This window comes from Rhizobium oryzihabitans, assembly GCF_010669145.1.
GTDB classification, from domain to species: domain Bacteria; phylum Pseudomonadota; class Alphaproteobacteria; order Rhizobiales; family Rhizobiaceae; genus Agrobacterium; species Agrobacterium oryzihabitans.
The window spans coordinates 1934527-1955808 of the sequence record NZ_CP048632.1 but is presented as its reverse complement, the minus strand read 5'-3'; the positions used below and the strand labels follow the sequence as shown (position 1 = coordinate 1955808).

The window sequence follows — 21282 nt, the reverse complement described above, 5'->3', positions numbered from 1 at the left end:
TTAGCCAAGGAGCAAAGACATGAAATTCACTCTTTCCTGGCTGAAGGAGCATCTCGAAACGGATGCGACGCTGGACGAGATTTGCGAGCGGTTGACGGCGATCGGTCTCGAGGTCGAGGATGTTGACGACAAGGCTGCCTACAAGCCTTTCGTCATCGCCAAGGTCGTTTCCGCCGAGAAACATCCCGAGGCCGACCGCCTCAAGGTGCTGATGGTGGACGCCGGCGACGGTAAGCCGGTTCAGATCGTCTGCGGCGCGCCGAATGCGCGAGCCGGCCTCGTCGGTGCGCTCGCTCGTCCCGGCATGTATGTTCCGGGCATCGATGTGACGCTGGCCGTCGGCAAGATACGCGGTGTCGAAAGCCACGGCATGATGTGCTCTGAAAAGGAGCTCAACATTTCCGACGACCACGATGGCATTATCGATCTGCCGCAGGATGCACCGGTCGGCACCTCCTTTGCCACCTATGCCGGGCTTGACGATCCGGTCATCGAGATCAATCTGACGCCCAACCGCCCGGACTGCACCTCGATCTACGGCATTGCCCGTGATCTTGCGGCTTCCGGTCTCGGCAAGCTGAAGACGAGGACTGCGCCGTCCTTCAAGGTGGAAGGCGCAACGCCCGTCGATGTGAAGCTGGAACTGGACGATGCGGCGCTCTGCCCCGGCTTTTCACTGCGCATCGTGCGTGGCGTGAAGAACGGCCCGAGCCCGAAATGGATGCAGCAGCGCCTGATGGCAATCGGCCTGCGTCCCATCAATGCACTTGTCGACATCACCAACTACATGACCTTTGATCAGGGCCGGCCGATGCACGTCTTCGACGCCGCCAAGGTCAAGGGCGATCTGACGGTTCGCCGTGCAAAAGAGGGCGAGACGATCCTCGCGCTCGACCAGCGTGAATATAAGCTCGGCCCGAACAATGTCGTCATCGCCGACGAGAAAGGCCTCGAATCCATCGGCGGCGTCATGGGTGGCGAACATTCCGGCTGCGATGAAAACACCGTCGACGTGCTGATCGAGTCCGCACTCTGGGATCCGATCAACATCGCCAAGACCGGCCGTTCACTCGGCATCATCACCGATGCGCGTTATCGTTTCGAGCGTGGCGTCGATCCGGAATATATGGTTCCGGGTCTGGAACGCACCACCGAACTGGTTCTGGAACTGTGCGGCGGCGTTGCCGGTGAAGCCAAGGTTGTCGGTTACAAGGGCCATCAAGCCAAGGTCGTTGATTTTCCGCTGGCGGAAGTGAAGCGCCTGACGGGTCTGGAAGTCTCGGCGGAAGAGAGCCTCACAATTCTCAAAGGCCTCGGTTTTGGTGTCGAGGGAACGGGCGAACGCGTATCCGTCACCGTGCCGTCGTGGCGTCCGGATGTTGATGGCAAGGCCGATCTGGTCGAAGAAGTCATGCGCATCCATGGCGTCGACAACATCAAGCCGGAACCGCTGGAAAGCTTTGGCGCGGTCAACGGCCGCATTCTGACGACGCTGCAGATCCGCACCCGAACTGCGCGCCGTGCCTTGGCAAGCCGTGGCATGCTGGAAGCCGTCACGTGGTCCTTCATCCCGGAAGCCCAGGCGAAGCTTTTCGGCGGCGGTTCCCCGCCCTGAAGCTGGCCAACCCCATCGCAGCCGATATGTCGGACATGCGTCCTTCGCTGCTGCCGGGCCTTCTGACCGCAGCACAGCGCAATGCCGACAAGGGCCATGGCGACGTGGCGATCTTCGAGGTCTCCGGCACCTATGAGGGTGATACGCCGGAAACCCAGCGCCGTGTGGCCGGCGGAGTTCGCCGTGGCACGGCCTCGCTCGCAGGCAGCGGCCGCATGTGGTCCAACACTGTCAAGGGCGGTGGCAAGCCTGTTGATGTCTATGACGCCAAGGCCGATGCGCTGGCGGTGCTGGAAGCCTGCGGCCTGCCCATGGCCAATGTGCAGATCGAAGCCGGCGGTCCCGGCTGGTATCACCCCGGCCGCTCCGGCACCATCAAGATGGGTCCGAAGGTCGTGCTCGGTTATTTCGGTGAATTCCACCCGAAGACGCTGTCAGAGCTGGATGTTTCCGGTGTCTATAGCGGTTTCGAGATCTATCTCGACGCCATGCCGGAGCCGAAGAAGAAGGCGACCCGCACCAAGCCCGCACTTGAACTCTCGCCTTTCCAGGCAGTCAAGCGCGACTTCGCCTTCGTTGTCGACAAGTCGGTCGAAGCGGGCGCCATCATCAAGGCCGCAACAAGCGCTGATCGCAAATTGATCACCGGTGTCAACGTCTTTGACGTTTTCGAAGGTGCATCGCTTGGCGAAAACCGCAAGTCCGTCGCCATCGAGGTTCAGATCCAGCCGGTCGACAAGACGCTAACGGACGAGGACTTTGAGGCGCTGACCGCCAAGATCGTTGGCAATGTCGAGAAATCGACGGGCGGCGTTCTGCGCGCCTGAAAACGGATGACGGAATAAAAAAAGCCGCGGCAACTGCCGCGGCTTTTTGTTTTATCGGTTGGCCATCCGTGACATCTGTTCTGGATAGCGTGCGCCGGCGACTTTTGCAGGCGAAAGCAGCGCCCCGAGGCTGGCGGCTTCTTCTGCTGTCAGCGACACCTCCGCTGCGGCAACGTTCTTCTCCAGATTGGCGATTTTTGTCGTGCCGGGAATAGGAACAATGAAGTCGCCCTGCGCCAAAACCCAGGCCAGCGCCAGTTGTCCGGCGGTCACGCCCTTCTCAGTCGCCATGTCCTCCAGAAGCTTGATGAGCGCCAGATTGGCGTCGAAGTTTTCGCTCTGGAAGCGCGGCAGGCCGCGGCGGAAGTCGTCGGATGCAAGGCCATCGAGCGTCTTCAATGCGCCAGTCAACGCGCCGCGTCCAAGTGGGCTGAAGGGTACGAAACCGATGCCAAGTTCGCGGCAGGTTTCCAGCACGCCGTTTTCCTCCACATCGCGGGTCCACAACGAATATTCGCTCTGTATGGCCGCGATCGGATGCGTGGAATGCGCCTTGCGAAGTGTTTCGGCACTCGCTTCCGAAAGGCCGAGGTGTTTCACCTTGCCCTGCCGGACCAGTTCCGCCATGGCGCCCACCGTATCTTCGATCGGAACGTCAGGATCGACGCGATGCTGGTAGAACAGATCGATGACATCGACGCCAAGGCGTTTGAGGGAGGCTTCGGCAACGGCGCGCACATTTTCCGGGCGGCTGTCCGTGCCCACCATCATCTGGCCTGCGGGTTTGCTGGCGTCGATTTTGAAACCGAACTTGGTGGCGATGACCACCTTGTCGCGATAGGGCTTCAAGCCTTTGCCCACGAGGATTTCATTGTTGTACGGCCCATAAACCTCTGCCGTATCGAAAAAGGTGACGCCGAGTTCGACGGCGCGGTGCAGCGTTGCTATCGCGCTGCTCTCATCGCCGGTCGGGCTATAGGCATGGGTCATGCCCATGCAGCCGAGGCCGAGCGCCGAAACGGAAAGGTTGTTTCCAAGGGTTCTTTTTTTCATCTGTTCGTCCTTCCAAAGGAACCGCCCATCGCTAAGGGCGTGATGAGAAAATAGCGTCTCATGGCGGCAAAAATAATCGCTGCAAATCCGTTTGGGTTGTTCTATCATTTAGAACAATGAACCGTGTGCAACTCTCCCAGCTGGCCGTTCTCGCCGCCGTTGCCGAAGGCCGCAGCTTCCGCAAGGCTGCGGCGGAACTGGCCATCGCACCCTCCGCCGTCAGCCATGCGGTATCGTCGCTTGAGGCAAGCCTTGGCCTGCGTCTGCTTCATCGTACCACCCGCAGCGTTTCGCCGACAGAGGAGGGAAGGCGGCTTCTCGAAACACTGGGACCGGCACTTGCGGATATCGACACGGTCATCGAGACACTTGCCGAGCATGGCGGAAGGCCCGCTGGCCCCTTGCGTATCACCCTGCCACGGCTTGCCGCCGAGGACCTCATCGTGCCCCGGCTGGGCGAGTTCCTGCGGCTCTATCCCGATATTTCACTCGAAATCTCCACGGATGATCGCTTCGAAGATATCGTCGCGAAAGGTTTCGATGCGGGCCTGCGGCTCGGGGAGCATCTCGATGCGGATATGATTGCGGTGAAAGCCAGCGGTGCATGGCGCGGCGCGATTGTTGGCGCGCCCTCCTATTTCGCAGAGAATCCACCGCCGGAGGACCCAAGGGATCTCATCCGGCATCGCTGCATTCGCCGGCGTTTCGCCAGCGGCCTTATCTATCGCTGGGAACTGGAGAAGAACGGCAAGCCACTGGTGGTGGATGTGCAGGGGCCGCTGATCCTGTCGGACCAGAGCCTCATTCGCCGGGCGGCCATCGACGGGGCAGGGCTTGCCTTCGTTTTCGAGCAGCGTGTCGAGGATGACATCAGGGAGGGCAGGCTTGTCCGTGTGCTGGAGGACTGGTGCGCGCCGTTTGACGGTTTTTACATCTATTATCCCTCGCGCCGGCAGATGAGGCCGGCGCTGAGGGCTTTCGTGGATTTCTTCCGCTTCAGGGGGTGATCAGAATTTGATGCGATAGCGGATGTGACCATCGCTTTTCACGTAGCTGTCGTAGAGCTTCTGGGCGCGGTGGTTGCTTTCGTCCGTGTTCCAGTAGAGCCGTGACCAGCCTTTTTCAGCGCAGATGGCGATGAGGTCGTCCATCAACGCGCGGCCCGTTCCCTTGCCGCGGATCGCGCCGTCCACGAACAGGTCCTCAAGGTAGCAGTCGGGCGTCTTCACCCAGGTGGAGTCGTGATAATGATGGATGGCGAAGCCCGCCATCCTGTCGCCGAGAAGAGCAACGCGCATGGAAACGCGTGACGCCGGATCGAGGATACGTGCCCACGTATGGTCCGTCACCTCCTCGGCAAGCTGCACCTCATAGAAGGCGAGATAGTCATTCCACAGGCGCAGCCATTCCGGCCGGTCAGCCGGCTGCGCATCGCGAATTGCAAGATCCATGTTACGCGCCCGCCTTGTCGAGCAGCGTCATCATCTCATCCGTCAGCTTCAGATCGACGGCGCGGTTGAAGCTTTCGAGTTGCGACAGGCTGGTGGCGCTGGCGATCGGCGCCGTCACGGCCTTCTTCCGCAGCAGCCAAGCGAGCGCGATATCGGCAAGCTTGGCCCCGGTTTCCACGGCAACCGCATCCATGGCGCCCAGAACGGCAAGGCCGCGCGTATTGACATATTCACCCACGCGGTAGCTGCGGGCCACACCTTCCGTATCGGCCTTGGCGCGATATTTCCCGGTGAGGAAGCCGGCCGCGAGGCTGTAATAATTGATGACGCCAATTTCCTGGGCGACGCAGAGATCGGCAAGCGGACCTTCGAAATCCGCGCGGTTGTAGAGATTATATTCCGGCTGCAGCACGTCATAACGGGGCAGATCGTTTTTCGCAGCCGTATCCAGTGCTTCCTGAAGCTGGCTCGCCGAATAGTTGGAGCAGCCGATGGCGCGGATTTTTCCCTGTTCCTTCAGCTTTGCGAAGGCGGCAAGCGTCTCCTCCAGCGGCACGTCCGCATCCGGCTTATGGGCGAGATAAAGGTCGATATAGTCGGTTTGCAGCCGCTTCAGCGAGGCCTCGACAGCTTCTGCGATCCATTTGGCGCTGAGGCCGGTCTTCTGGCCGCGATTGTCAAAGCCGACCTTGGTGACGATCACCGCATCTTCGCGCTTGACGCTCGACTGTTTCAGCCATTTGCCGATGATGGCCTCGGACTCGCCGCCCTCATGCCCGTCCACCCAGGCGGAATAAACGTCTGCCGTGTCGATGGCGTTGAACCCGGCATCGAAAAAGGCATCGAGCAGGGCAAAGGAAGTCTTTTCGTCCGCTGTCCAGCCGAACACGTTGCCGCCGAAGACGATGGGGGCGATGGAGAGGCCGGTGCGGCCAAGGCTTCGTTTTTCCACGGGGAATGCTCCTGTTGCTGTCGTTGTGGCAAGGTTAGCAACTGCTCATCCGCATAACCATTCAATTCCTTTGATGGCATTCATCAGGCAACGGGCGAAAGCTGGCGAGGTCAGGCCTGAAAGCCGCGATAGTGGCTGGGCGGAAGGCGATTATGCTGTTGCCACACGCGCCGCAAATGCCGAGCGGAGGCAAAGCCCGCCCTCTCGGCGATTGCTTCCATATCGAGACGGCTGTTGGCAAGAATGTCGCGCGCAAGATTGACCCGCATCAGGTTGACGTAGTCGATGACGCTGATGCCGGTATGCTCGCGAAACAGGCGGGAGAGATGCCTTTCGCTGAGTGCGGCGATACCAGCCAGCCGTTCCAGCGACCAGTCTCGAGCCGGCTCGGCCATCACCCGGTCCTGAACCCGGTGAATGGCGGGGTGAATGTGGTTGCGGCCGGTAAGCCAGGGGAGATTTGCGGATCATTGCCGCTGCGCCTGAGATAAACGACCATTGTTTTGGCAATGCGCGCCGCGACCGCCGGGGATGTCAGCCGGGAAACCACATGCAGCATGAGGTCGATGCCGGTGGAAATACCGGCACTTGAAAAGCGGTTGCCATCCTCGACGAAAAGGCGGTTTTCGGCCACCTGGGAGAGGGGCGCGATGCGGCGCAGCGCTTCGACGCAATCGGCATGCGTCGTACAGTTCCGCCCGTCGAAAAGCCCGGCCTCGCCAGCCAGCAACGCGCCGGAGCAAATGGAGACGACCGTGGTGTCGGCGCGCACCGTGCGACGCAACCATGCCGCCAGCCCTTGCCGCTCGCGGCGTGTCTCCGGCTCGTTGTCGAAGCGCGAAGTGCTGCCGGAAATCAGCAGGAACGCATTTTCCGGCAGGCTCTCGGGAAGGCTTTCCAACCCGCAAAGCCCAAGGCCTATGGAGGATTGCTGTTGATCATGCGCGGCGACGTAGCGGCAGTCGAAATGGATATTCTTCTGTTCCCCGTTGGCATAACGGATCACTTCCAGCGGACCGGCAATGTCCAGCAGCAGCGCATGCGGCGGCACAAGCGTATAAAACGGGATGATGCGTGTGCCGCCTTTCTCCATCAGGCCGCCTCTTTCACGCCTGCCAGCGCTCCATCGACGGTCGTGATCCGGGCGAAGCGGCCGGCGAGCACCAGTTCTGTCCGTTTACGGATATCGTCCGGGCTGAATAAGGTGCCGGAAGCATGCGTCATCGGAAAGGTGAGCGTCGCCTCGGTAACGTAATCGACGCTGTAGCCGAGGTCCGAAGCGTGCCGGGTGGTGGTTTCGCAGCATTGTTCGGTGCGGATGCCGGAGACGATCAGCCGGTTGATGCCCTTCTGCGTCAGCCAGATTTCGAGGCCGGTGCCGGCGAAAGCGGAATGGCGGCTCTTGTGAAAAGTGACATCAGGGCTAATTCGCACACCCTCCAGCGCGCGGATGTAACCGCTTTCCTTTGCGAAGGCCCGGTCGCCATCCACGTGGAAGATCTGCACGACGGGAATTCCCGCCGCCTTGGCGCCGTCGATCAGTGCCTGCTGCTTTTCCAGATAGGCAGCCAGTCCGCTTTCTTCGAAATAGGGCGCATGCCGGAAGGATTCCTGAACATCGATGACAAGAAGAGCTGTCTGAGAAGAGGACATTTTGTTGGTTCTCCATTGGGTTCATGCATAGCATAATTCACCCAATACAGATGGGGGAAAAGCAGGCAAACCGACAAAGGCAGGACAAATCCGGCCACCACTATTGCAGCCATGTCTCGCGTGGCTTGCCAGACTGCCCGACAATGATAAGTTTCGCAGACATTGCAGAGTGGGAGAACGGGATGCTGCGCTTCGGAATAGTTTCAACGGCGAAAATCGCTCAGGATCAGGTCATCCCGGCGATACAGGATGCGAAGAACTGCGTGGTCACGGCCGTCGCCAGTCGCGATCACGCCAAGGCCCGTGCGGTTGCCGACCGTTTTTCAGCCCCCATGCCTTCGGCTCCTATGAGGAGATGCTGGCATCGGATGTGATCGATGCCGTCTATATTCCGCTTCCCACCGCGCAACATGTGGAATGGACGATCAAGGCGGCCGATGCCGGCAAGCATGTTCTCTGTGAAAAGCCGATTGCCCTGAAGGCCGAGGAGATCGACGCCCTCATCGCCGCGCGGGATCGCAACGGCGTTGTCATATCGGAAGCCTTCATGGTCACCTACTCCCCGGTCTGGGCCAAGGTGAAGGAATTGCTGGCCTCGGGCGCGATCGGAACGCTGAAACACGTCCAAGGCGCTTTCAGCTACTTCAATCGCGATCCCGGCAATATGCGCAATATTCCCGAACTGGGCGGCGGGGCCTTGCCGGATATTGGCGTTTACCCGACCATCGTCACCCGTTTTGTCACGGGTGCCGAGCCGAAGCGCGTCCAGGCGAGCGTCGAGCGCGACAAGGATTTCGGCACGGATATCTATTCCAGCGTCAGGGCCGATTTCGGTGGTTTCGAACTGAGCTTCTATCTGGCGACCCAGCTTGCCGCCCGCCAGTTGATGGTTTTCCACGGCACTGACGGGTACATCGAGGTCAAATCGCCCTTCAACGCCAATCGCTGGGGTGCGGAAGAGATCGAATTGACCAATCAGGCCCATAACCAGTCGCAGATCTTCCGGTTTCAGGACAGCCGCCAATATAAGCTGCAAGCGGAGGCTTTCGCCCGCGCGGCGAAGGGCGAAGGCGAAGTGGTCACGCTGGAAAACTCGCGGAAGAACCAGCTTTTTATCGACGCCATCTACAGGGCGGGCGAGAAGGATGGCTGGGAAACGGTTTAGTCGCTTTCCACACGCTGCTTCTGCAGCCGCCTGTACCCGTAAAGTGCCAGCACCAATGCTGCGAGCGCCGAAAAGGCAAGCGGGAAGAGTGGCTGTACCAGCGGGTTGCGCCATTGCAGCAGTGCGAAAAGCCCGACGCTGACGATGCGGGACGTGAGTGTGACGGTATTCGTCAGAAATCCGCTCACCTTGCCGGATTGATCGCCCTTCGACCGGTTCATCTGCCAGCTCGCCGCGAGCCCCGCCGCAGCGCCGGGCAGCCGGGCGGCAAGCGGGTCGATATCGATGTAAAAAATCAGCAGAGAGGTGACGGCAAGGTCAACGGCCAGTCCGTAAGTCTCGGTCAGCGCAAAGTGGGAAAGCCTCAAGGCGGCCAGCTGTTAAAGCGTCGGCTGAGTGGAGCGGGGGCGCTGCAGCACCAGAAGGCTGATAACAACACCCACGACGCCGAAATTGTATCCGGCAAGGGCCAGCAGAAGCGACGTCAGAGGTACGGCCGTGGAAGAAATCATCATTGCGACACCATAGGCGCCAATAATCATCATGCAGATGAAGATGATGCTGAAGACCGAACGCAACGCAACTGCGGTTACGCCGAGCACTGTGGCGGTAAGAAAAATCATGATGCCGCCTCCTCTTTGGTTGCCGGGCTTGGGACAAGACCTAACGTCTTCTTCCCTAACGAACCCTTGTTTTCTCCTCCGTTCCCTATTTTCCTAACTCGTTAGTTGAGGATATGGTTTCATCGCCGTTAAAATGGGGCAGGCCGGTACCGGCATTTCCGAATCGACGGGTTTTGGTTACAAACAGCCATGAGCGATATCTTCTCCCATGCCGCATTGAGCAATCTTGCCGAGTTCTCGGTGTCCGAACTGTCGGGTTCCATCAAGCGAACGGTGGAAACGGCTTTCGATCAGGTGCGGGTGCGTGGCGAGATTTCCGGTTATCGCGGTCCCCACTCATCGGGACACGCCTATTTCTCGCTGAAGGACGATCGCGCCCGCATCGATGCGGTGATCTGGAAAGGCACGTTCTCGCGGCTGAAGTTCCGCCCGGAAGAGGGCATGGAAGTCATCGCCACCGGTAAGGTCACCACCTTTCCCGGCTCGTCGAAATATCAGATCGTCATCGAAAGCCTGGAGCCGGCCGGCGCCGGGGCGCTGATGGCGCTACTCGAAGATCGCCGCAGACGTCTGGCGGCGGAGGGACTGTTCGATCCGGAACGCAAGCGCCGTCTGCCCTTCATGCCGCATGTCATCGGTGTCGTTACCTCGCCGACGGGCGCGGTCATTCGCGATATTCTGCACCGCATTTCGGATCGTTTTCCGGTCCACGTCGTCGTCTGGCCGGTCAAGGTGCAGGGTGAAGGCTCGGGCGAGGAAGTGGCGAACGCCATTCGCGGTTTCAATGCGCTTCAGCCGGGTGGGGAAATTGCGCGGCCCGATGTGCTGATCGTCGCGCGTGGTGGCGGCAGTCTGGAGGATCTCTGGAGCTTCAACGACGAAATCGTCGTGCGCGCCGCTGCCGAAAGCGAAATCCCGCTGATTTCCGCCGTGGGGCATGAAACCGATACGACATTGATCGACTACGCCGCCGATGTGCGTGCGCCGACACCGACTGGGGCTGCCGAAATGGCCGTGCCGGTTCGTGCCGAGCTGGAAGCGCAGCTTTCCGGCCTTGCCGCACGCCTTTCGGGCTCCGTCTCGCGCCAGATGGACAATCGCCGCCAGGGCCTGCGGGCACTGGTACGGGCGCTGCCTTCACTGGACCAACTTCTGGCCCTGCCGCGTCGCCGCTTCGATGAGGCTGCAGGCGGCCTTGGTCGCGGGCTTGAAATGACGACGCTCAACAAGCGCCGCGCCTTCGAGCGTTCTGCGTCGGGTCTGAGGCCCGAAACCCTGCTGAACGGTCTCAAGCACCACAGGCAGCGCATTACCGAGCGGATGCACCGCGCCGAGACTCTGGTGGAACGTCGTCTGTTGCAGGGAAAAGGCCGCGTTGATGCCTTCGATTCCTCGCTGCGTTCGCTTCCCGCACGCCTGCTCGGCCAGCTGGAGCGGCAGAAGGAGCGGGTCGTTACCGCAACGCGCCGGGCCGATACGGCCGTGCTGCATCGCATGGCGCAGAACCGCTCGGGCCTTGCCGCGCATAATCGCGTTTTGGAATCGCTGTCCTACAAGAACGTGTTGAAACGCGGCTATGCCGTTATCCGCGACGAGGAAAACCGGCCATTGACCCGCGCCGCCGCCATTGCTTCCGGCGCTGTGGTGTCGATGGAGTTTGCCGATGGCCGGGTTTCCGCCATCACGACGGGAGAGGGCATACCGTCTACGGAAGCTGTCACCACTCAAAAAAAGAAGCCGGCAAAACCGGCTTCCTCTGGTCCGAGTGATCAGGGCGACCTGTTCTGATCAGATCGACGCCGCATCCGAAAAACGGCGGCTGACCGTGAAGCTCTTTTCGATATCGGGATGCAGCTCCATGCCGAGGCCGGCGCCCGGCGGCACGGTGATCATGCCGTTTTTCACTTCCGGCAATGCCGTGACGAGATCGCGATACCAGGTTTTGTAGAAGGCGCGCACGCTTTCCTGCACCAGTGCATTCGGTGCATTGAGCGACAGGTGCGTGGAGGCGCAGAGGACCACCGGGCCGGTGCAATCATGCGGCGCGACGGGCAGATGCCAGGCTTCCGCCATCGAGGCGATCTTGCGCGCCTCGGAGAGCCCGCCGCACCAGCTGATGTCAAGCATCACCACGCCGGCGGCACCCGTTTCCAGCAGATCGCGGAAAGCCCAGCGGGAACCCAGCGTTTCCGATGCGGAGATGGGTGCCGGCGAAACGGCGGCATACCGCGTCAGGCTGGAAAGGCTGTCCATCTTGATCGGGTCTTCATGCCAGAAGGTCTGGTAGGGGGTGAGGGCCTTGGCGATCTGCATGGCGGGCAGAAGCTGCCACATGGAGTGAAACTCCACCATGATATCCATCTTGTCACCCACGGCCTTGCGGATTTTCTCAAATGGCTCGAGCGCGCTTTTCAGGTCCGGCATCGAGATATATTGCCCGCGCGTCTTTTCCGCCGCCGCATCGAAAGGCCAGATCTTCATGGCCGTGATGCCGTCTTCCAGCAGCGAATGGGCAAGCTCGTCGGCCCGGTGCAGGAAGCCGTTCAGGTCGTCGTAGTCCTTGCCGCCGGAGAGGCCATAATTGGCCGTCTGCTGGCCGGTCGCCTTCTTGATATATTCCGTGCCCGCGCAGGTATTGTAGGTACGGATTTCCTTACGGCTGAAACCGCCGAGCAATTGGGCGATAGGCTGGTTGGTTGCCTTGCCGAAAATATCCCACAGCGCGATATCGAAGGCCGAATTGCCGCGCACTTCCGCGCCCGATGAGCGGAAGCCGAGATAGCCGACGAGGTCCTGCGCCAGAAGGTCGATCTGCAGCGGATCGCGGCCGATAACGCGGGGTGCGATATATTCATGCACATAGGTTTCCACCGTCTCGGCGCCGTAGAAGGTTTCGCCAAGCCCGGTAATGCCCTCATCGGTGTGAACCAGAACCCAGAGCAGGTTTGCCCGTTCCGCCACGCGGACGGTCTCGAGTTTCGTAATTTTCATGAAGTGTCTCCTCCAGAGGCAGGTCGTGTTCCGTCTGGAACTGCGTTGAAAAAATCAGGCGATGCCGGCGGCCAGAAGCGCATGCACGCTTTCATCGAAATGCCGCGCCATCAGTGTTGAGGCCGTTTGCGGATCGCCCGCAGCTATGGCCTGTCCGATGGCGACGTGAAGTTCACCTGCGGCATGGCGCTGCGCATCGGATGTGCGGCTCTTCCAGCCGATCGGCCATGTCTGGCGCGTCACATTCTGAAAGGCGCCGAGAATGAGCTCGAAAACCGGGTTCTTGGAGGCTCTGGCAACGGCAAGGTGAAAGGAAAGGTCATGCTCCATCACCTTGTCATTGTCGCCGAAATCCCGCTCCATATTATTGGCATGGTCGAGAATGGTGAGCGCTTCCGCATCCGTTCGCCGCAGTGCCGCGAGCGTCACGGTTCTGACTTCGATGGTCCGACGCACATCGTAAATCTGCTGGATGTTGATCTGCTCTGTGTGAATGCCATGTTCGAACATCAGCGACATGGCGCCGTGATCCAGCGTTGCCACCGTGGCGCGCTTGCCGGCGTTGACATCGATCAGCCGCATGGCCGACAGCGACCGGAAGGCCTCGCGAACGACGGTGCGCGAAACGCCAAGCTGCTGCGACAGCGAAAGTTCGCTCGGCAGTTTCGCACCGGGGGCAAGTTCATTTTCCCGGATATGACGTGTGATCGCGCCGATCGTGCTGCTGACGAGACCGGTTTCGTGGGAAATGGCGTTATACATTTTTCCTCCAACCTGTAGTACAGGTTTATGGAAAATTGCTTACAGGATTTTTTTCACGGAAACAAGCGCGATTGCGGTCCAGAACGCATTGCAAGCCTATTCTTCGAAGTCCCGCAAAAACCGCTTTAGAAGCCGGTTCAGCGTTGTTCGTTCTTCTTCGCTGAGAGGGGACACCAGCCGTTGCTGGTTTTCGACATGGGCGCTGACCGCATCCTCGATAATCGCAAATCCCCGCTCCGTCAGGGATATCAACACGCTGCGCCGGTCCTGCGGATTGTGGACGCGCTCCACCAGTCCGGCTTTTTCAAGCTGGTCGATCCGGTTGGTCATGGTGCCGGAGCTCACCATTGTCATGGCCAGCAGGTCGCCGGGAGAAAGCCGGTAGGGTGATCCCGCACGCCGCAATGTGGCCAGCACGTCGAAGGCGGAAGATGAAAGGCCGTGTTTCAGCAGCACCGCCTCCACCTCGCGACCGAGATGGGTGGTGAGCCGGTTCAGGCGCCCGAGCAGCCCCATCGGGCCGACATCGAGATCGGGTCTTTCCCTGCGCCATTGCGCCAGAATGTGATCGACGTGATCAAGCGGTTCTTTGCTCATGACAAAGGCATAGCAATTGATATCTTGACGTCAAGATAAAATCGGCTAGACTGCATTTATCTTGACGTAGAGATTCTTGAAATGAAGAAAAATACCACCTATGCAGCCGACGTGCTGGTGACTGCACTTGCCCCCGCCATCTGGGGAAGCACCTATTTCGTCACGACCGAATTCTTGCCGCATGGATATCCATTCCATGTTGCCATGCTGCGCGCATTACCGGCCGGTATCCTGCTGCTGCTTCTCGTCCGAAAGCTCCCACAGGGCGTCTGGTGGCCGCGCAGCTTCGTTCTCGGCGCGCTGAATTTCTCATTTTTCTGGGCGATGCTTTTCGTTTCTGCTTACCGGCTACCGGGTGGAGTCGCGGCGACGGTAGGCGCGGTCCAGCCTCTGATCGTGATTGGCCTCTCCCGGTTGTTTCTCACCACGCCGGTTCGACCGCTCGCCATCGCCGCCGGTCTTTTGGGCATTATGGGGGTCGCGCTTCTGGTATTGGCGCCGGGTGCAGCACTCGATAGTGTCGGCGTGGCCGCGGGTCTTGCCGGTGCCGTATCCATGGCGTTTGGAACCGTGCTGACCCGCAAATGGCGGCCGCCGGTTTCGAACCTCACCTTCACTGCCTGGCAATTGACGGCGGGTGGCATTCTGCTCCTGCCGGTCGCATATTTCCTGGAACCGGCCCTGCCTGCACCGACCACGGCCAATATTCTCGGCATGGCCTATCTGGGTCTCATCGGTGCCGCCTTGACCTATTTTCTGTGGTTTCGCGGCCTCGCCCGCATCGAGCCCTCGGCGGCCGCATCGCTCGGTTTTCTAAGTCCGGTCGTTGCAACCCTGCTCGGCTGGCTGGCGCTTGGCCAAAGCCTCACGCCAGCGCAGATCGTCGGGTTTGTTGCGGTGCTCTTCAGCATCTGGCTCAGTCAGCGCAGCCAGTTGCCGAGATAACCTTTTATCAGGCCCATTCGCCCTTGCGCATAACGGGAACCGTGGAGCCGTCCGGCTTCACGCCATCAATATCCACCTTGTCGGAACCGATCATCCAGTCGATGTGGATCAGGCTGGAATTGCCGCCCTGTGCCTTGATCTGCTCCTGAGACAGCGAAGCGCCATCGAGGAAGCATTTCGAATAGCATTGGCCGAGCGCAATGTGGCAGGAGGCGTTTTCGTCGAACAGCGTGTTGTAGAAGAGGATGCCGCTTGCCGAGATTGGCGAGGAATGCGGCACAAGCGCCACTTCACCCAGGCGGCGAGCACCCTCATCGGTATCCAGCACCTTGTTCAGCACGGCTTCGCCCTTCGAAGCCTTGGCCTCCACGATGCGGCCGGCCTCAAACTTCACCTGAATATTGTCGATCAGCGTTCCCTGATGCGACAGCGGCTTGGTGCTGGACACGTAACCATCCACGCGCAGCGCATGCGGCGTGGTGAACACTTCTTCCGTCGGGATGTTCGGGTTGCAGGTCACGCCGTTCTTGGCGGTGGAAGCGCCGCCGTGCCATTCATGGCCATCCGCCAGTCCGATTTTCACATCCGTGCCGGGGCCGGTGAAATGCAGCGATGCGAAGCGTTCGCCGTTCAGCCATGCCGAACGTTTGGCGAGATTGGCGTTATGCTCCGCCCATGCCGCGACCGGATCGGCCAGATCCACCCGCGAGGCGGCGAAGATGGCGTCGGCAAGTCTGCGCACCGCTTCGTCTTCCGTCACATCAGGAAAGACCTGCTTTGCCCAGGAGGGGTTGGGATAGGAAATGATGTTCCAGTTGATATCGAAATTGGAAATCTTCTCCAGCGCCGGCTTGTAGGCGGTAGAGTTGGCCTTGTTGGCGCGCGCCACCTTGGCGGGGTCCTGCTCGGCCAGCAGCATCGGGTTGTCGCCGGCAATCGCCAGCCGCGCTGCCCCATTGGCATAGGCCTTCGCCATGCCCTCATAAAGCCAGCCGGAAGCCCGGTCGAAATTGGTGTCACTGGCGTGGCGATAACGCGAAAGCGTGGTTTCCTCGTCGGAATAGAAGGTGGTGACCAGTCCACCGCCGGCAAGATAAGCGTGTTTTGTCAAAAGCCGAACCAGCGGCAGCGCTGCCAGCGGAGCAGTGATCACCAGATCCTGATCCTTCTGCAATTGCAGGCCGACTTTGACGGCGACTTCGGCCAGTTTTTCGAGTTTGACGGGATCGATGGGGGAAGCGGTCATGATCTGCCTTCGTATATTTCAATCGGAGGCGCCGACCATAGCCCATTCCTTTCGAAAGCCAAATGCTTTCAAAAGCCGCAGCAAAGCGTCAGTCGGCCACCAGTGGGGCAATGACGGCCCTCAGTGCCGTCTGGGCATCTCGGGGTGAAAGCCGCACCTGCAAGCCACGTTGTCCGCCATTCATATACACATAATCATGCGTCATGGCCTGCGCTTCAATGGCCGTCGGCACCTGTTTCTTCTGTCCGAAAGGGCTGATACCGCCCACGTGATAACCCGTTGCCCGCTCCGCATCGGCAGGCTTCATCATGCTGGCGGACTTTCCCCGAAAGCGGCGGCGAGCTTTTTCATGCTCACCTCGCGATCGGAGGGAACGACGACGCAGACCGGCTTGCCATCCAGCTCCGCCATCAGTGTTTTCAACACCAGATTCGGCGGCTCGCCGATAGCTTCGGCGGCCTGCAGGCCGATCCGATCGGCATTCGGGTCATAGTCATAGGTAACTGTGGTGAAGGTCACGCCGGCCTTGGTGAGCATCTGCGTAGCGCGGGTTGTTCTGGACATGGCGGGCCGGGCTCACGCAAAGAGGGTCTGATAGGTTTCCGGCTTGAAACCGACGGTAATTTTCTCCTTGGCCTCCAGCACCGGGCGCTTGATCATGGAGGGCTGTTCCAGCATCAGCCCGATGGCCTTTTCGCGGGTAAGATCGGCCTTCTGGCCATCATCCAGTTTTTTGAAGGTGGTGCCGGCCCGGTTGAGAACTGTTTCCCAACCGGCAGCATCGCACCATGTCTCGAGATGGGCCCGGTCGATACCCGCTGTCTTGTAGTCATGGAAAGAATAATCGACACCCTTGGCCTCCAGCCAGCTTCTGGCCTTTTTCATCGTGTCGCAGTTCTTGATACCATAGATCGTGACCGTCATATCATCCGCCTCTTTATCTTGGACTTTCGGCATAACAAAAAATACGCCCTGTTCAACCCGTTGCCTGAGGCAGCGAATTCAAGCCATGCAAAAATGTAGCATCTGACATTCAAACGAGCGCGAGCAAAGCTGCATGGCTTCCCTGCTACATCATGAGTTGTAGAAGAAGCCATAAATACCCATTATCTGGGCATCAAAGATGGAGAGAAAAATGCGTCAGGTTGCAAAGACATCGCGTAACTTCTTCGGCGAAACTTTCGCCGTTCTGGGTGCAGCACTTTCGGTTTCGGCCGCTGTTCGCGCACACCGTAAGCCGGCCCGCGCCGACCTCGAAGCCCTTGGCATCGACGGCAAGGCTTTCGACAAGGTTCAGCTCTAAGCTGGTTATCGTTCGCAGCGAGGCGACATCGCCTCGCTCGTGCATGGCTCCGGCGGGCATTACCGCGCAACGAGCTTTCGATTGGCCCGTTTTCTGGGACCGATCACTTTTTCAGGTAAGGGCAGCTGGCTTTCAGGCGGCTCGTAACGATCGGCTTTCGCCGAAAGCGCGAAGCGCCCGAGCGAATCGTGCCGTGTTTCGCCACTGTGGCTGAAAACCAGCTCAAAATTGCCAGCAAGCCAGCTATAGGGTTTTCCAGCCGGCATCGGCTCTATCTTCCCGCAGCCATAAATCATGGTGATATGCGGAGTAAAAGATGATGCTGGGGTATAGGGAAGATTTGCCCGCCAAAGCGCGCGCTGCAACATCTTCACCAGAGCGTCAATCTCCGGCATCTCATGGCTGCTTCGCAACACCAGGCTATTTCGATTGCCGAAAAGCGAACTTCCGTCCAGCGTAATCGGAACGGGCCGTGCCCTGACTTCCCCCAATACTGCCTTTAGCCTGTTTATCAGGCCATGAGGTACGGTGTCGAAACATCCGAGACACATCAGCGTCATATGTAAAAGCTCGGCGGGATAGGCCTCGTGTTGCGTACGTCCGGCCGCATGGTAAGCCGCGTCGGCAAAAATTCGCTCCGCCAGGGCCAGCGGCGGCTTCAACACCAGCAAAAGCTTGCTCATAAATCGCGGACTGAAGCGCCGTATCTTTTGCGGCTCCAGCCCATCAAAGTGCAGTTGCCTTAAAGCTCCTCCCTCCGCCAACTCGTAACCCATGACGCTGCTCCACAGCCTTATTCCAAGGCCGGAAACCTATCATTGCACAGTGACGAAATAAAGAACAAAAGAAGAACGAAGGGCGGATTTACGCCGCCCTTGTCTTATTCCCACTCGATGGTCAATAGGCTTGAGTTCGCATTGTAGTTGTTGGGCTTTCCCCTGCGCTCCAAGGTCGATACCAACCTCGATACCATCAAGCAACGGATTCGGGATTCGCGGATTCTACATGGCGATTCTTCCCGATATAAGCGGGCGCACATCATAAACGGGGTCCGCAAGAATGCAGATTAAAGAGTAAGCTTCGGAGGATGACACCCCCTTCGCCCTTCTCGCTGAACCAAGCCCGATAGGAGTGGCCAGATACGATCAGCATGAAACGAATTTCTAGAATTTCCCTAAATATACCTAGCGTAATCAGAGCTTACTTTTTCATCGCTGACATATTTCAAGACTTCACCCACCGCGCGCGCTGCCCTGATGGGGATAGGAAGTTTCTGGTTCATCTGCGTCGAATTCCAGTTGATTTTGGTGAGAGCCAAAACTTCACTGGCAATCTGAGAGATCGTGCTGTCGCTGCCTTTGTATGGGCAAAGGAGCAGCGGCCTCGGATCGTACATTCCAGGATAAGTCCCGTAATAGGGTATGCTTCCATTCGTGTAGAGTAGCCCTTTCCCGCCAAGCTCAACGAATGTCCCCCTCATTACGGGATAATTGCCATCCCGAAGAACCTTCACAGCGTACGATTCCTGAATCCAAACAAGGTCACGAAGCTCGGTTCCGGCCTCTTCCAGAGCCTCAAGAATGCCATCCGCTTCTTCTTCCCGGAATTGCGATGTCTTGAGGACAATGACACGCGCCGGGTAATTCTTGTGATGGTTCTTATACGCGGTGAGCGCATCCGATATGAGCTGGCGCGCATCAGCTTGCGTCATGTAGGGATGGCGGCCACGGCTTTCCGTATGGGCGCGCTTGCCTTTGAGAATAAACCCGCGCCCTCTTTCGTCGAACATCTGAGCGGCGCTGGTGAAGAGCTGCTGCCCGCCAACCTCACGATAGAAGCTGACGCCGATATAGCAGGCTGTGAACTCGCCGTCGTGAGGCATCTTGCGCCAAGGAATACGCCCGGTCCCCTTGTAGTAGAGAGTCGTCAGAAGGTTCCATGTTCGCCCGGCCTGATCCTGAATTTTCCGGGCACGGCTCTCTTTCACCTTGCGCGGGATGCTCGCCGACTCATCAAAGACATCCTCCCAAACGATCTGGATTGGAAAGCTCAGGCCCATTGCTTTTGCCTTGAGCATCCCCGGAAGTCAGGAGCGTCCGAGCCACCGCTATCGTCCTTTTCGGTCGTCGCCTTGGAATCGACCTTCGCGTTCCAGACCCTTTCAATCAGGCTCACGGGCAAAGCCACGATTGCGACATCCGGACGGTGGCTGCCTTCATCGAGTGTCTGGAGCTGCTGAACGATTTCATCGACCGCCATTTCCACGGCCTTGCCGTGATGCGGCTCTTTGCGAATCTTGTCGATCTTCGATTGCGCGATGGCTGCTGTCGCTCCGTCCGAGATCTCGAACTTGCACCGGAACGGGTTCTGGTTTCCGAGTCCCGGAAAATCCGGATGAAGATTGGGGTGCTTCTCGCTCTTTCCTGCGAAGCCGGTGGCAGCTTGGGCGAAGAATTCCTTCGCATCCTCAACGGTCTTGGAATCGCCGACGACAGCGATTTTGACGACATCGCCTAACGGGGTCTGGAGCGGACCGGCTTCGAATAGGCCCAGCCGCGGATCGGGATGGTGATGCTTGTCACCAAATTCCAGATGCGGCTCGTCGAATATTTTCGTTGCGAACTTCATCCGAACAGCCGCTCCTGTATCTCCTCGGTTTCCGCTGCCTTCTTCTGGGAACCCCAGACATCCTCCGGAACGCGCGTGGCTAGCTCTACCGTAGGCGGCTCGCCGAGTTTCAAGCGCGGCTCGGACGAGGCTTCACTGAACAGGCCCCCTTCCTCTCGATCGGACCGACTCAGAAACCGATACCACATGACAACCTGTCCTCGAAGGGACGCACTGTTGTCGAGGCGCTTCTTTCCGGCGAGCAGCGCAGCCGGATAAGAGTGCGGAATGAACCCGTTCGTCGTGAAAAAGTAAGTCGGGTTGATGACCAGATACCATTGGTCGTAAAGACGCTCGAATCGAGGGACGAAAGCGTGATGACGAACGAACTCGATGCGCGTCTTGTCGGCCTTATTCACGGCGACGTTGACGACTTCAGTAGACGCCTTTTTCTTGGAGGCTTCGTAGGTGAATGAACGCGGCGTATTCACCGCTGCCGCCCTGAAATAATACAATTTTCGCTCTTTGCTCCACGCGAGGTCCGTACGCACCTGATGGTCGAGCGTCTTCCGCAAGAGAAAGGCAAAATTGTTCAGTTCGTCCAAATCCTCATGAAAGGCGATCTCTGACGTATCGATCGCCTCGACCTGATCAAAGTCAACGATGTGCTTGCATACCGTCGCGCGCGGATCGCTGAACGACCAGAAGGTGCCCCCTTTGATCGTCCAATCGAAGCGGGCAGGCTCATCGCTATCGAGCAGAATTGAAACCGCCTTCTTTGCGGTGTGGGACGTTGAAGCGACGAATATTTCGGCGGGCAGCGTTACGGGGAGAATGTTGACCAGCGCTTCTTCGCCGCCGCCCAGTGGTGGGACATAGTAACCGAATCCGGCCTTGGGAACTGTCAGGGCCGCAAGGCGGTCTACCGCGTTCTGATCGAGAACATCACGGCTCTTGTCGAATTGGAGCTTGCGGCCCTCCCGTTCGATATCTGTGCCAACCTCTTTCCAGAAGTATGACTCATCTGACTTACGGTACAGAACGAGAATGACCGGAAGGTTCGAGCCGCGCCAATAAGCTAGGTCGTCCGCGCGAAGGAGATAGCTGAAGCCGTTGTCATCTTCGGATGTGTAGCGGGATGATTCCCTCGCCTTGACCTGTACCGCGATCATGCGAGCAAGAGGCTTTCCGTTGTCCATTACTTCCGCGATGCCATCTAGTCCCGCTTCGAGCCGGGAGCGGCCGTCGAACTGGAATCCCATGTTAAGGAAGCGAAGGCGTACCGCCGCTTCGCCTATCTCACCCAGAAGCTGGTTACTCGTGATAGTTTTGGACATTCTTTCACAATAGAACAAGCCGGGAACATTCAAAAGAGTTTTCCATGGAAATCCGCAGGATTCTTAGGAGAACGCCGGTCCAACGTCGGATCAAGCCACCCAACGACGTGGCCGGGCTTCCTAACAGGCTCCTGCCAATCATATCACTACCTCAG

Annotated in this window: 19 protein-coding genes and 4 pseudogenes; 6 read left to right on the top strand and 17 right to left on the bottom strand. The window is 58.9% G+C overall.

From position 1 onward, the window contains the following. Positions 1-19 precede the first annotated feature (19 nt). Positions 20-2442 (top strand): annotated as a pseudogene (pheT, locus tag G3A56_RS10230) (phenylalanine--tRNA ligase subunit beta). A gap of 51 nt (positions 2443-2493) precedes the next feature. On the opposite strand, the gene G3A56_RS10225 reads toward pheT, so the two are convergent. Continuing rightward, positions 2494-3495 (bottom strand): aldo/keto reductase, encoded by a 1002-nt coding sequence (locus G3A56_RS10225; protein ID WP_082183512.1) that lies wholly within the window; start codon positions 3493-3495, stop codon positions 2494-2496. Positions 3496-3611: 116 nt separating this feature from the next. On the opposite strand from G3A56_RS10225, the gene G3A56_RS10220 reads away from it, so the two are divergent. Further along, positions 3612-4502, top strand: a complete 891-nt coding sequence (locus G3A56_RS10220) for a LysR family transcriptional regulator (protein ID WP_082183514.1) — start codon at positions 3612-3614, stop codon at positions 4500-4502. On the opposite strand, the gene G3A56_RS10215 is transcribed toward G3A56_RS10220, so the two are convergent. The 4 genes and pseudogenes from G3A56_RS10215 to G3A56_RS10200 all read right to left on the bottom strand — a co-directional run bounded on the left by G3A56_RS10215 (position 4503) and on the right by G3A56_RS10200 (position 7551). Continuing rightward, positions 4503-4946: a GNAT family N-acetyltransferase gene (locus G3A56_RS10215; protein WP_082183515.1), complete on the bottom strand. Its 444-nt coding sequence runs from the start codon at positions 4944-4946 to the stop codon at positions 4503-4505. It lies immediately after the preceding gene. A gap of 1 nt (position 4947) precedes the next feature. Further along, positions 4948-5898 carry an aldo/keto reductase gene (locus G3A56_RS10210; protein ID WP_082183516.1) on the bottom strand — a complete coding sequence of 317 codons (951 nt, stop codon included), beginning with the start codon at positions 5896-5898 and terminating at the stop codon, positions 4948-4950. A 110-nt stretch (positions 5899-6008) separates the two neighbouring features. Then, positions 6009-6991 (bottom strand): annotated as a pseudogene (locus G3A56_RS10205) (GlxA family transcriptional regulator). Then, a complete protein-coding gene (locus G3A56_RS10200) occupies positions 6991-7551 on the bottom strand; it encodes a cysteine hydrolase family protein (RefSeq protein ID WP_082183519.1) in 561 nt (186 codons plus the stop codon). The pseudogene G3A56_RS10205 and the gene G3A56_RS10200 overlap by 1 nt, the downstream one beginning before the upstream one ends. Before the next feature lie 182 nt (positions 7552-7733). On the opposite strand from G3A56_RS10200, the pseudogene G3A56_RS10195 reads away from it, so the two are divergent. After that, a pseudogene (locus G3A56_RS10195) lies at positions 7734-8716 on the top strand (Gfo/Idh/MocA family protein). Here the strand turns inward: G3A56_RS10195 and G3A56_RS10190 are convergent. Together G3A56_RS10190 and G3A56_RS10185 are read right to left on the bottom strand one after the other, a co-directional pair. After that, positions 8713-9084 carry a hypothetical protein gene (locus G3A56_RS10190; protein WP_082183522.1) on the bottom strand — a complete coding sequence of 124 codons (372 nt, stop codon included), beginning with the start codon at positions 9082-9084 and terminating at the stop codon, positions 8713-8715. The pseudogene G3A56_RS10195 and the gene G3A56_RS10190 sit on opposite strands and share 4 nt — an antisense overlap. A gap of 12 nt (positions 9085-9096) precedes the next feature. Then, positions 9097-9339, bottom strand: a complete 243-nt coding sequence (locus G3A56_RS10185; RefSeq protein ID WP_035241478.1) for a hypothetical protein — start codon at positions 9337-9339, stop codon at positions 9097-9099. A 189-nt stretch (positions 9340-9528) separates the two neighbouring features. On the opposite strand from G3A56_RS10185, the gene xseA reads away from it, so the two are divergent. After that, entirely contained in the window at positions 9529-11127 is a 1599-nt protein-coding gene (gene xseA / locus G3A56_RS10180) for an exodeoxyribonuclease VII large subunit (protein WP_082183524.1), read from the top strand. Here the strand turns inward: xseA and G3A56_RS10175 are convergent, their stop codons facing one another. The 3 genes from G3A56_RS10175 to G3A56_RS10165 all read right to left on the bottom strand — a co-directional run bounded on the left by G3A56_RS10175 (position 11128) and on the right by G3A56_RS10165 (position 13689). Beyond that, positions 11128-12330, bottom strand: coding sequence for a mandelate racemase/muconate lactonizing enzyme family protein (locus G3A56_RS10175; RefSeq protein WP_035219350.1), 1203 nt, complete (start codon positions 12328-12330; stop codon positions 11128-11130). A 54-nt stretch (positions 12331-12384) separates the two neighbouring features. Next, positions 12385-13092, bottom strand: coding sequence for a FadR/GntR family transcriptional regulator (locus tag G3A56_RS10170; protein WP_003493388.1), 708 nt, complete (start codon positions 13090-13092; stop codon positions 12385-12387). Positions 13093-13188: 96 nt separating this feature from the next. Next, positions 13189-13689: a MarR family winged helix-turn-helix transcriptional regulator gene (locus G3A56_RS10165; protein WP_082183525.1), complete on the bottom strand. Its 501-nt coding sequence runs from the start codon at positions 13687-13689 to the stop codon at positions 13189-13191. Positions 13690-13770: 81 nt separating this feature from the next. On the opposite strand from G3A56_RS10165, the gene pecM reads away from it, so the two are divergent. Then, positions 13771-14634, top strand: coding sequence for a 4-hydroxybenzaldehyde efflux transporter PecM (gene pecM / locus G3A56_RS10160; RefSeq protein WP_082183527.1), 864 nt, complete (start codon positions 13771-13773; stop codon positions 14632-14634). Between the two features lie 7 nt (positions 14635-14641). Here the strand turns inward: pecM and G3A56_RS10155 are convergent, their stop codons facing one another. The 3 genes and pseudogenes from G3A56_RS10155 to G3A56_RS10145 all read right to left on the bottom strand — a co-directional run bounded on the left by G3A56_RS10155 (position 14642) and on the right by G3A56_RS10145 (position 16804). Beyond that, positions 14642-15880 carry an aminopeptidase gene (locus G3A56_RS10155; RefSeq protein WP_082183528.1) on the bottom strand — a complete coding sequence of 413 codons (1239 nt, stop codon included), beginning with the start codon at positions 15878-15880 and terminating at the stop codon, positions 14642-14644. An 88-nt stretch (positions 15881-15968) separates the two neighbouring features. Then, positions 15969-16444, bottom strand: a pseudogene (gene ybaK / locus G3A56_RS10150) (Cys-tRNA(Pro) deacylase). A 12-nt stretch (positions 16445-16456) separates the two neighbouring features. Continuing rightward, positions 16457-16804, bottom strand: coding sequence for an ArsC family reductase (locus tag G3A56_RS10145; protein WP_082184571.1), 348 nt, complete (start codon positions 16802-16804; stop codon positions 16457-16459). A gap of 211 nt (positions 16805-17015) precedes the next feature. Between G3A56_RS10145 and G3A56_RS28425 the strand changes: the two genes are divergently transcribed. Next, positions 17016-17183 carry a hypothetical protein gene (locus tag G3A56_RS28425; RefSeq protein ID WP_003503889.1) on the top strand — a complete coding sequence of 56 codons (168 nt, stop codon included), beginning with the start codon at positions 17016-17018 and terminating at the stop codon, positions 17181-17183. A gap of 59 nt (positions 17184-17242) precedes the next feature. On the opposite strand, the gene G3A56_RS10140 is transcribed toward G3A56_RS28425, so the two are convergent. The 4 genes from G3A56_RS10140 to G3A56_RS10130 form a co-directional block, all read right to left on the bottom strand. Then, a complete protein-coding gene (locus G3A56_RS10140) occupies positions 17243-17959 on the bottom strand; it encodes a 2'-5' RNA ligase family protein (RefSeq protein ID WP_082183531.1) in 717 nt (238 codons plus the stop codon). A 398-nt stretch (positions 17960-18357) separates the two neighbouring features. Then, positions 18358-19242: an argonaute/piwi family protein gene (locus G3A56_RS28875; RefSeq protein WP_246230973.1), complete on the bottom strand. Its 885-nt coding sequence runs from the start codon at positions 19240-19242 to the stop codon at positions 18358-18360. Beyond that, positions 19233-19811 carry an argonaute/piwi family protein gene (locus G3A56_RS28870; protein ID WP_246230971.1) on the bottom strand — a complete coding sequence of 193 codons (579 nt, stop codon included), beginning with the start codon at positions 19809-19811 and terminating at the stop codon, positions 19233-19235. The genes G3A56_RS28875 and G3A56_RS28870 overlap by 10 nt, the downstream gene beginning before the upstream one ends. Next, complete coding sequence (locus G3A56_RS10130) at positions 19808-21127, bottom strand: DUF4365 domain-containing protein (RefSeq protein WP_164056356.1); 1320 nt, start codon at positions 21125-21127, stop codon at positions 19808-19810. Before G3A56_RS10130 ends, G3A56_RS28870 begins: the two co-directional genes overlap by 4 nt. Positions 21128-21282 lie beyond the last annotated feature (155 nt).

Excerpts from the sequence above, each read along its gene's own strand:
- G3A56_RS10225 (WP_082183512.1), bottom strand. The coding sequence starts at position 3,495 with ATGAAAAAAAGAACCCTTGGAAACAACCTTTCCGTTTCGGCGCTCGGC.
- G3A56_RS10220 (WP_082183514.1), top strand. The coding sequence starts at position 3,612 with ATGAACCGTGTGCAACTCTCCCAGCTGGCCGTTCTCGCCGCCGTTGCC.
- G3A56_RS10215 (WP_082183515.1), bottom strand. The coding sequence starts at position 4,946 with ATGGATCTTGCAATTCGCGATGCGCAGCCGGCTGACCGGCCGGAATGG.
- G3A56_RS10200 (WP_082183519.1), bottom strand. The coding sequence starts at position 7,551 with ATGTCCTCTTCTCAGACAGCTCTTCTTGTCATCGATGTTCAGGAATCC.
- G3A56_RS10185 (WP_035241478.1), bottom strand. The coding sequence starts at position 9,339 with ATGATTTTTCTTACCGCCACAGTGCTCGGCGTAACCGCAGTTGCGTTG.
- xseA (WP_082183524.1), top strand. The coding sequence starts at position 9,529 with ATGAGCGATATCTTCTCCCATGCCGCATTGAGCAATCTTGCCGAGTTC.
- G3A56_RS10175 (WP_035219350.1), bottom strand. The coding sequence starts at position 12,330 with ATGAAAATTACGAAACTCGAGACCGTCCGCGTGGCGGAACGGGCAAAC.
- G3A56_RS10170 (WP_003493388.1), bottom strand. The coding sequence starts at position 13,092 with ATGTATAACGCCATTTCCCACGAAACCGGTCTCGTCAGCAGCACGATC.
- G3A56_RS10165 (WP_082183525.1), bottom strand. The coding sequence starts at position 13,689 with ATGAGCAAAGAACCGCTTGATCACGTCGATCACATTCTGGCGCAATGG.
- pecM (WP_082183527.1), top strand. The coding sequence starts at position 13,771 with ATGAAGAAAAATACCACCTATGCAGCCGACGTGCTGGTGACTGCACTT.
- G3A56_RS10155 (WP_082183528.1), bottom strand. The coding sequence starts at position 15,880 with ATGACCGCTTCCCCCATCGATCCCGTCAAACTCGAAAAACTGGCCGAA.
- G3A56_RS10145 (WP_082184571.1), bottom strand. The coding sequence starts at position 16,804 with ATGACGGTCACGATCTATGGTATCAAGAACTGCGACACGATGAAAAAG.
- G3A56_RS28425 (WP_003503889.1), top strand. The coding sequence starts at position 17,016 with ATGCGTCAGGTTGCAAAGACATCGCGTAACTTCTTCGGCGAAACTTTC.
- G3A56_RS10140 (WP_082183531.1), bottom strand. The coding sequence starts at position 17,959 with ATGGGTTACGAGTTGGCGGAGGGAGGAGCTTTAAGGCAACTGCACTTT.
- G3A56_RS28875 (WP_246230973.1), bottom strand. The coding sequence starts at position 19,242 with ATGGGCCTGAGCTTTCCAATCCAGATCGTTTGGGAGGATGTCTTTGAT.
- G3A56_RS28870 (WP_246230971.1), bottom strand. The coding sequence starts at position 19,811 with ATGAAGTTCGCAACGAAAATATTCGACGAGCCGCATCTGGAATTTGGT.
- G3A56_RS10130 (WP_164056356.1), bottom strand. The coding sequence starts at position 21,127 with ATGTCCAAAACTATCACGAGTAACCAGCTTCTGGGTGAGATAGGCGAA.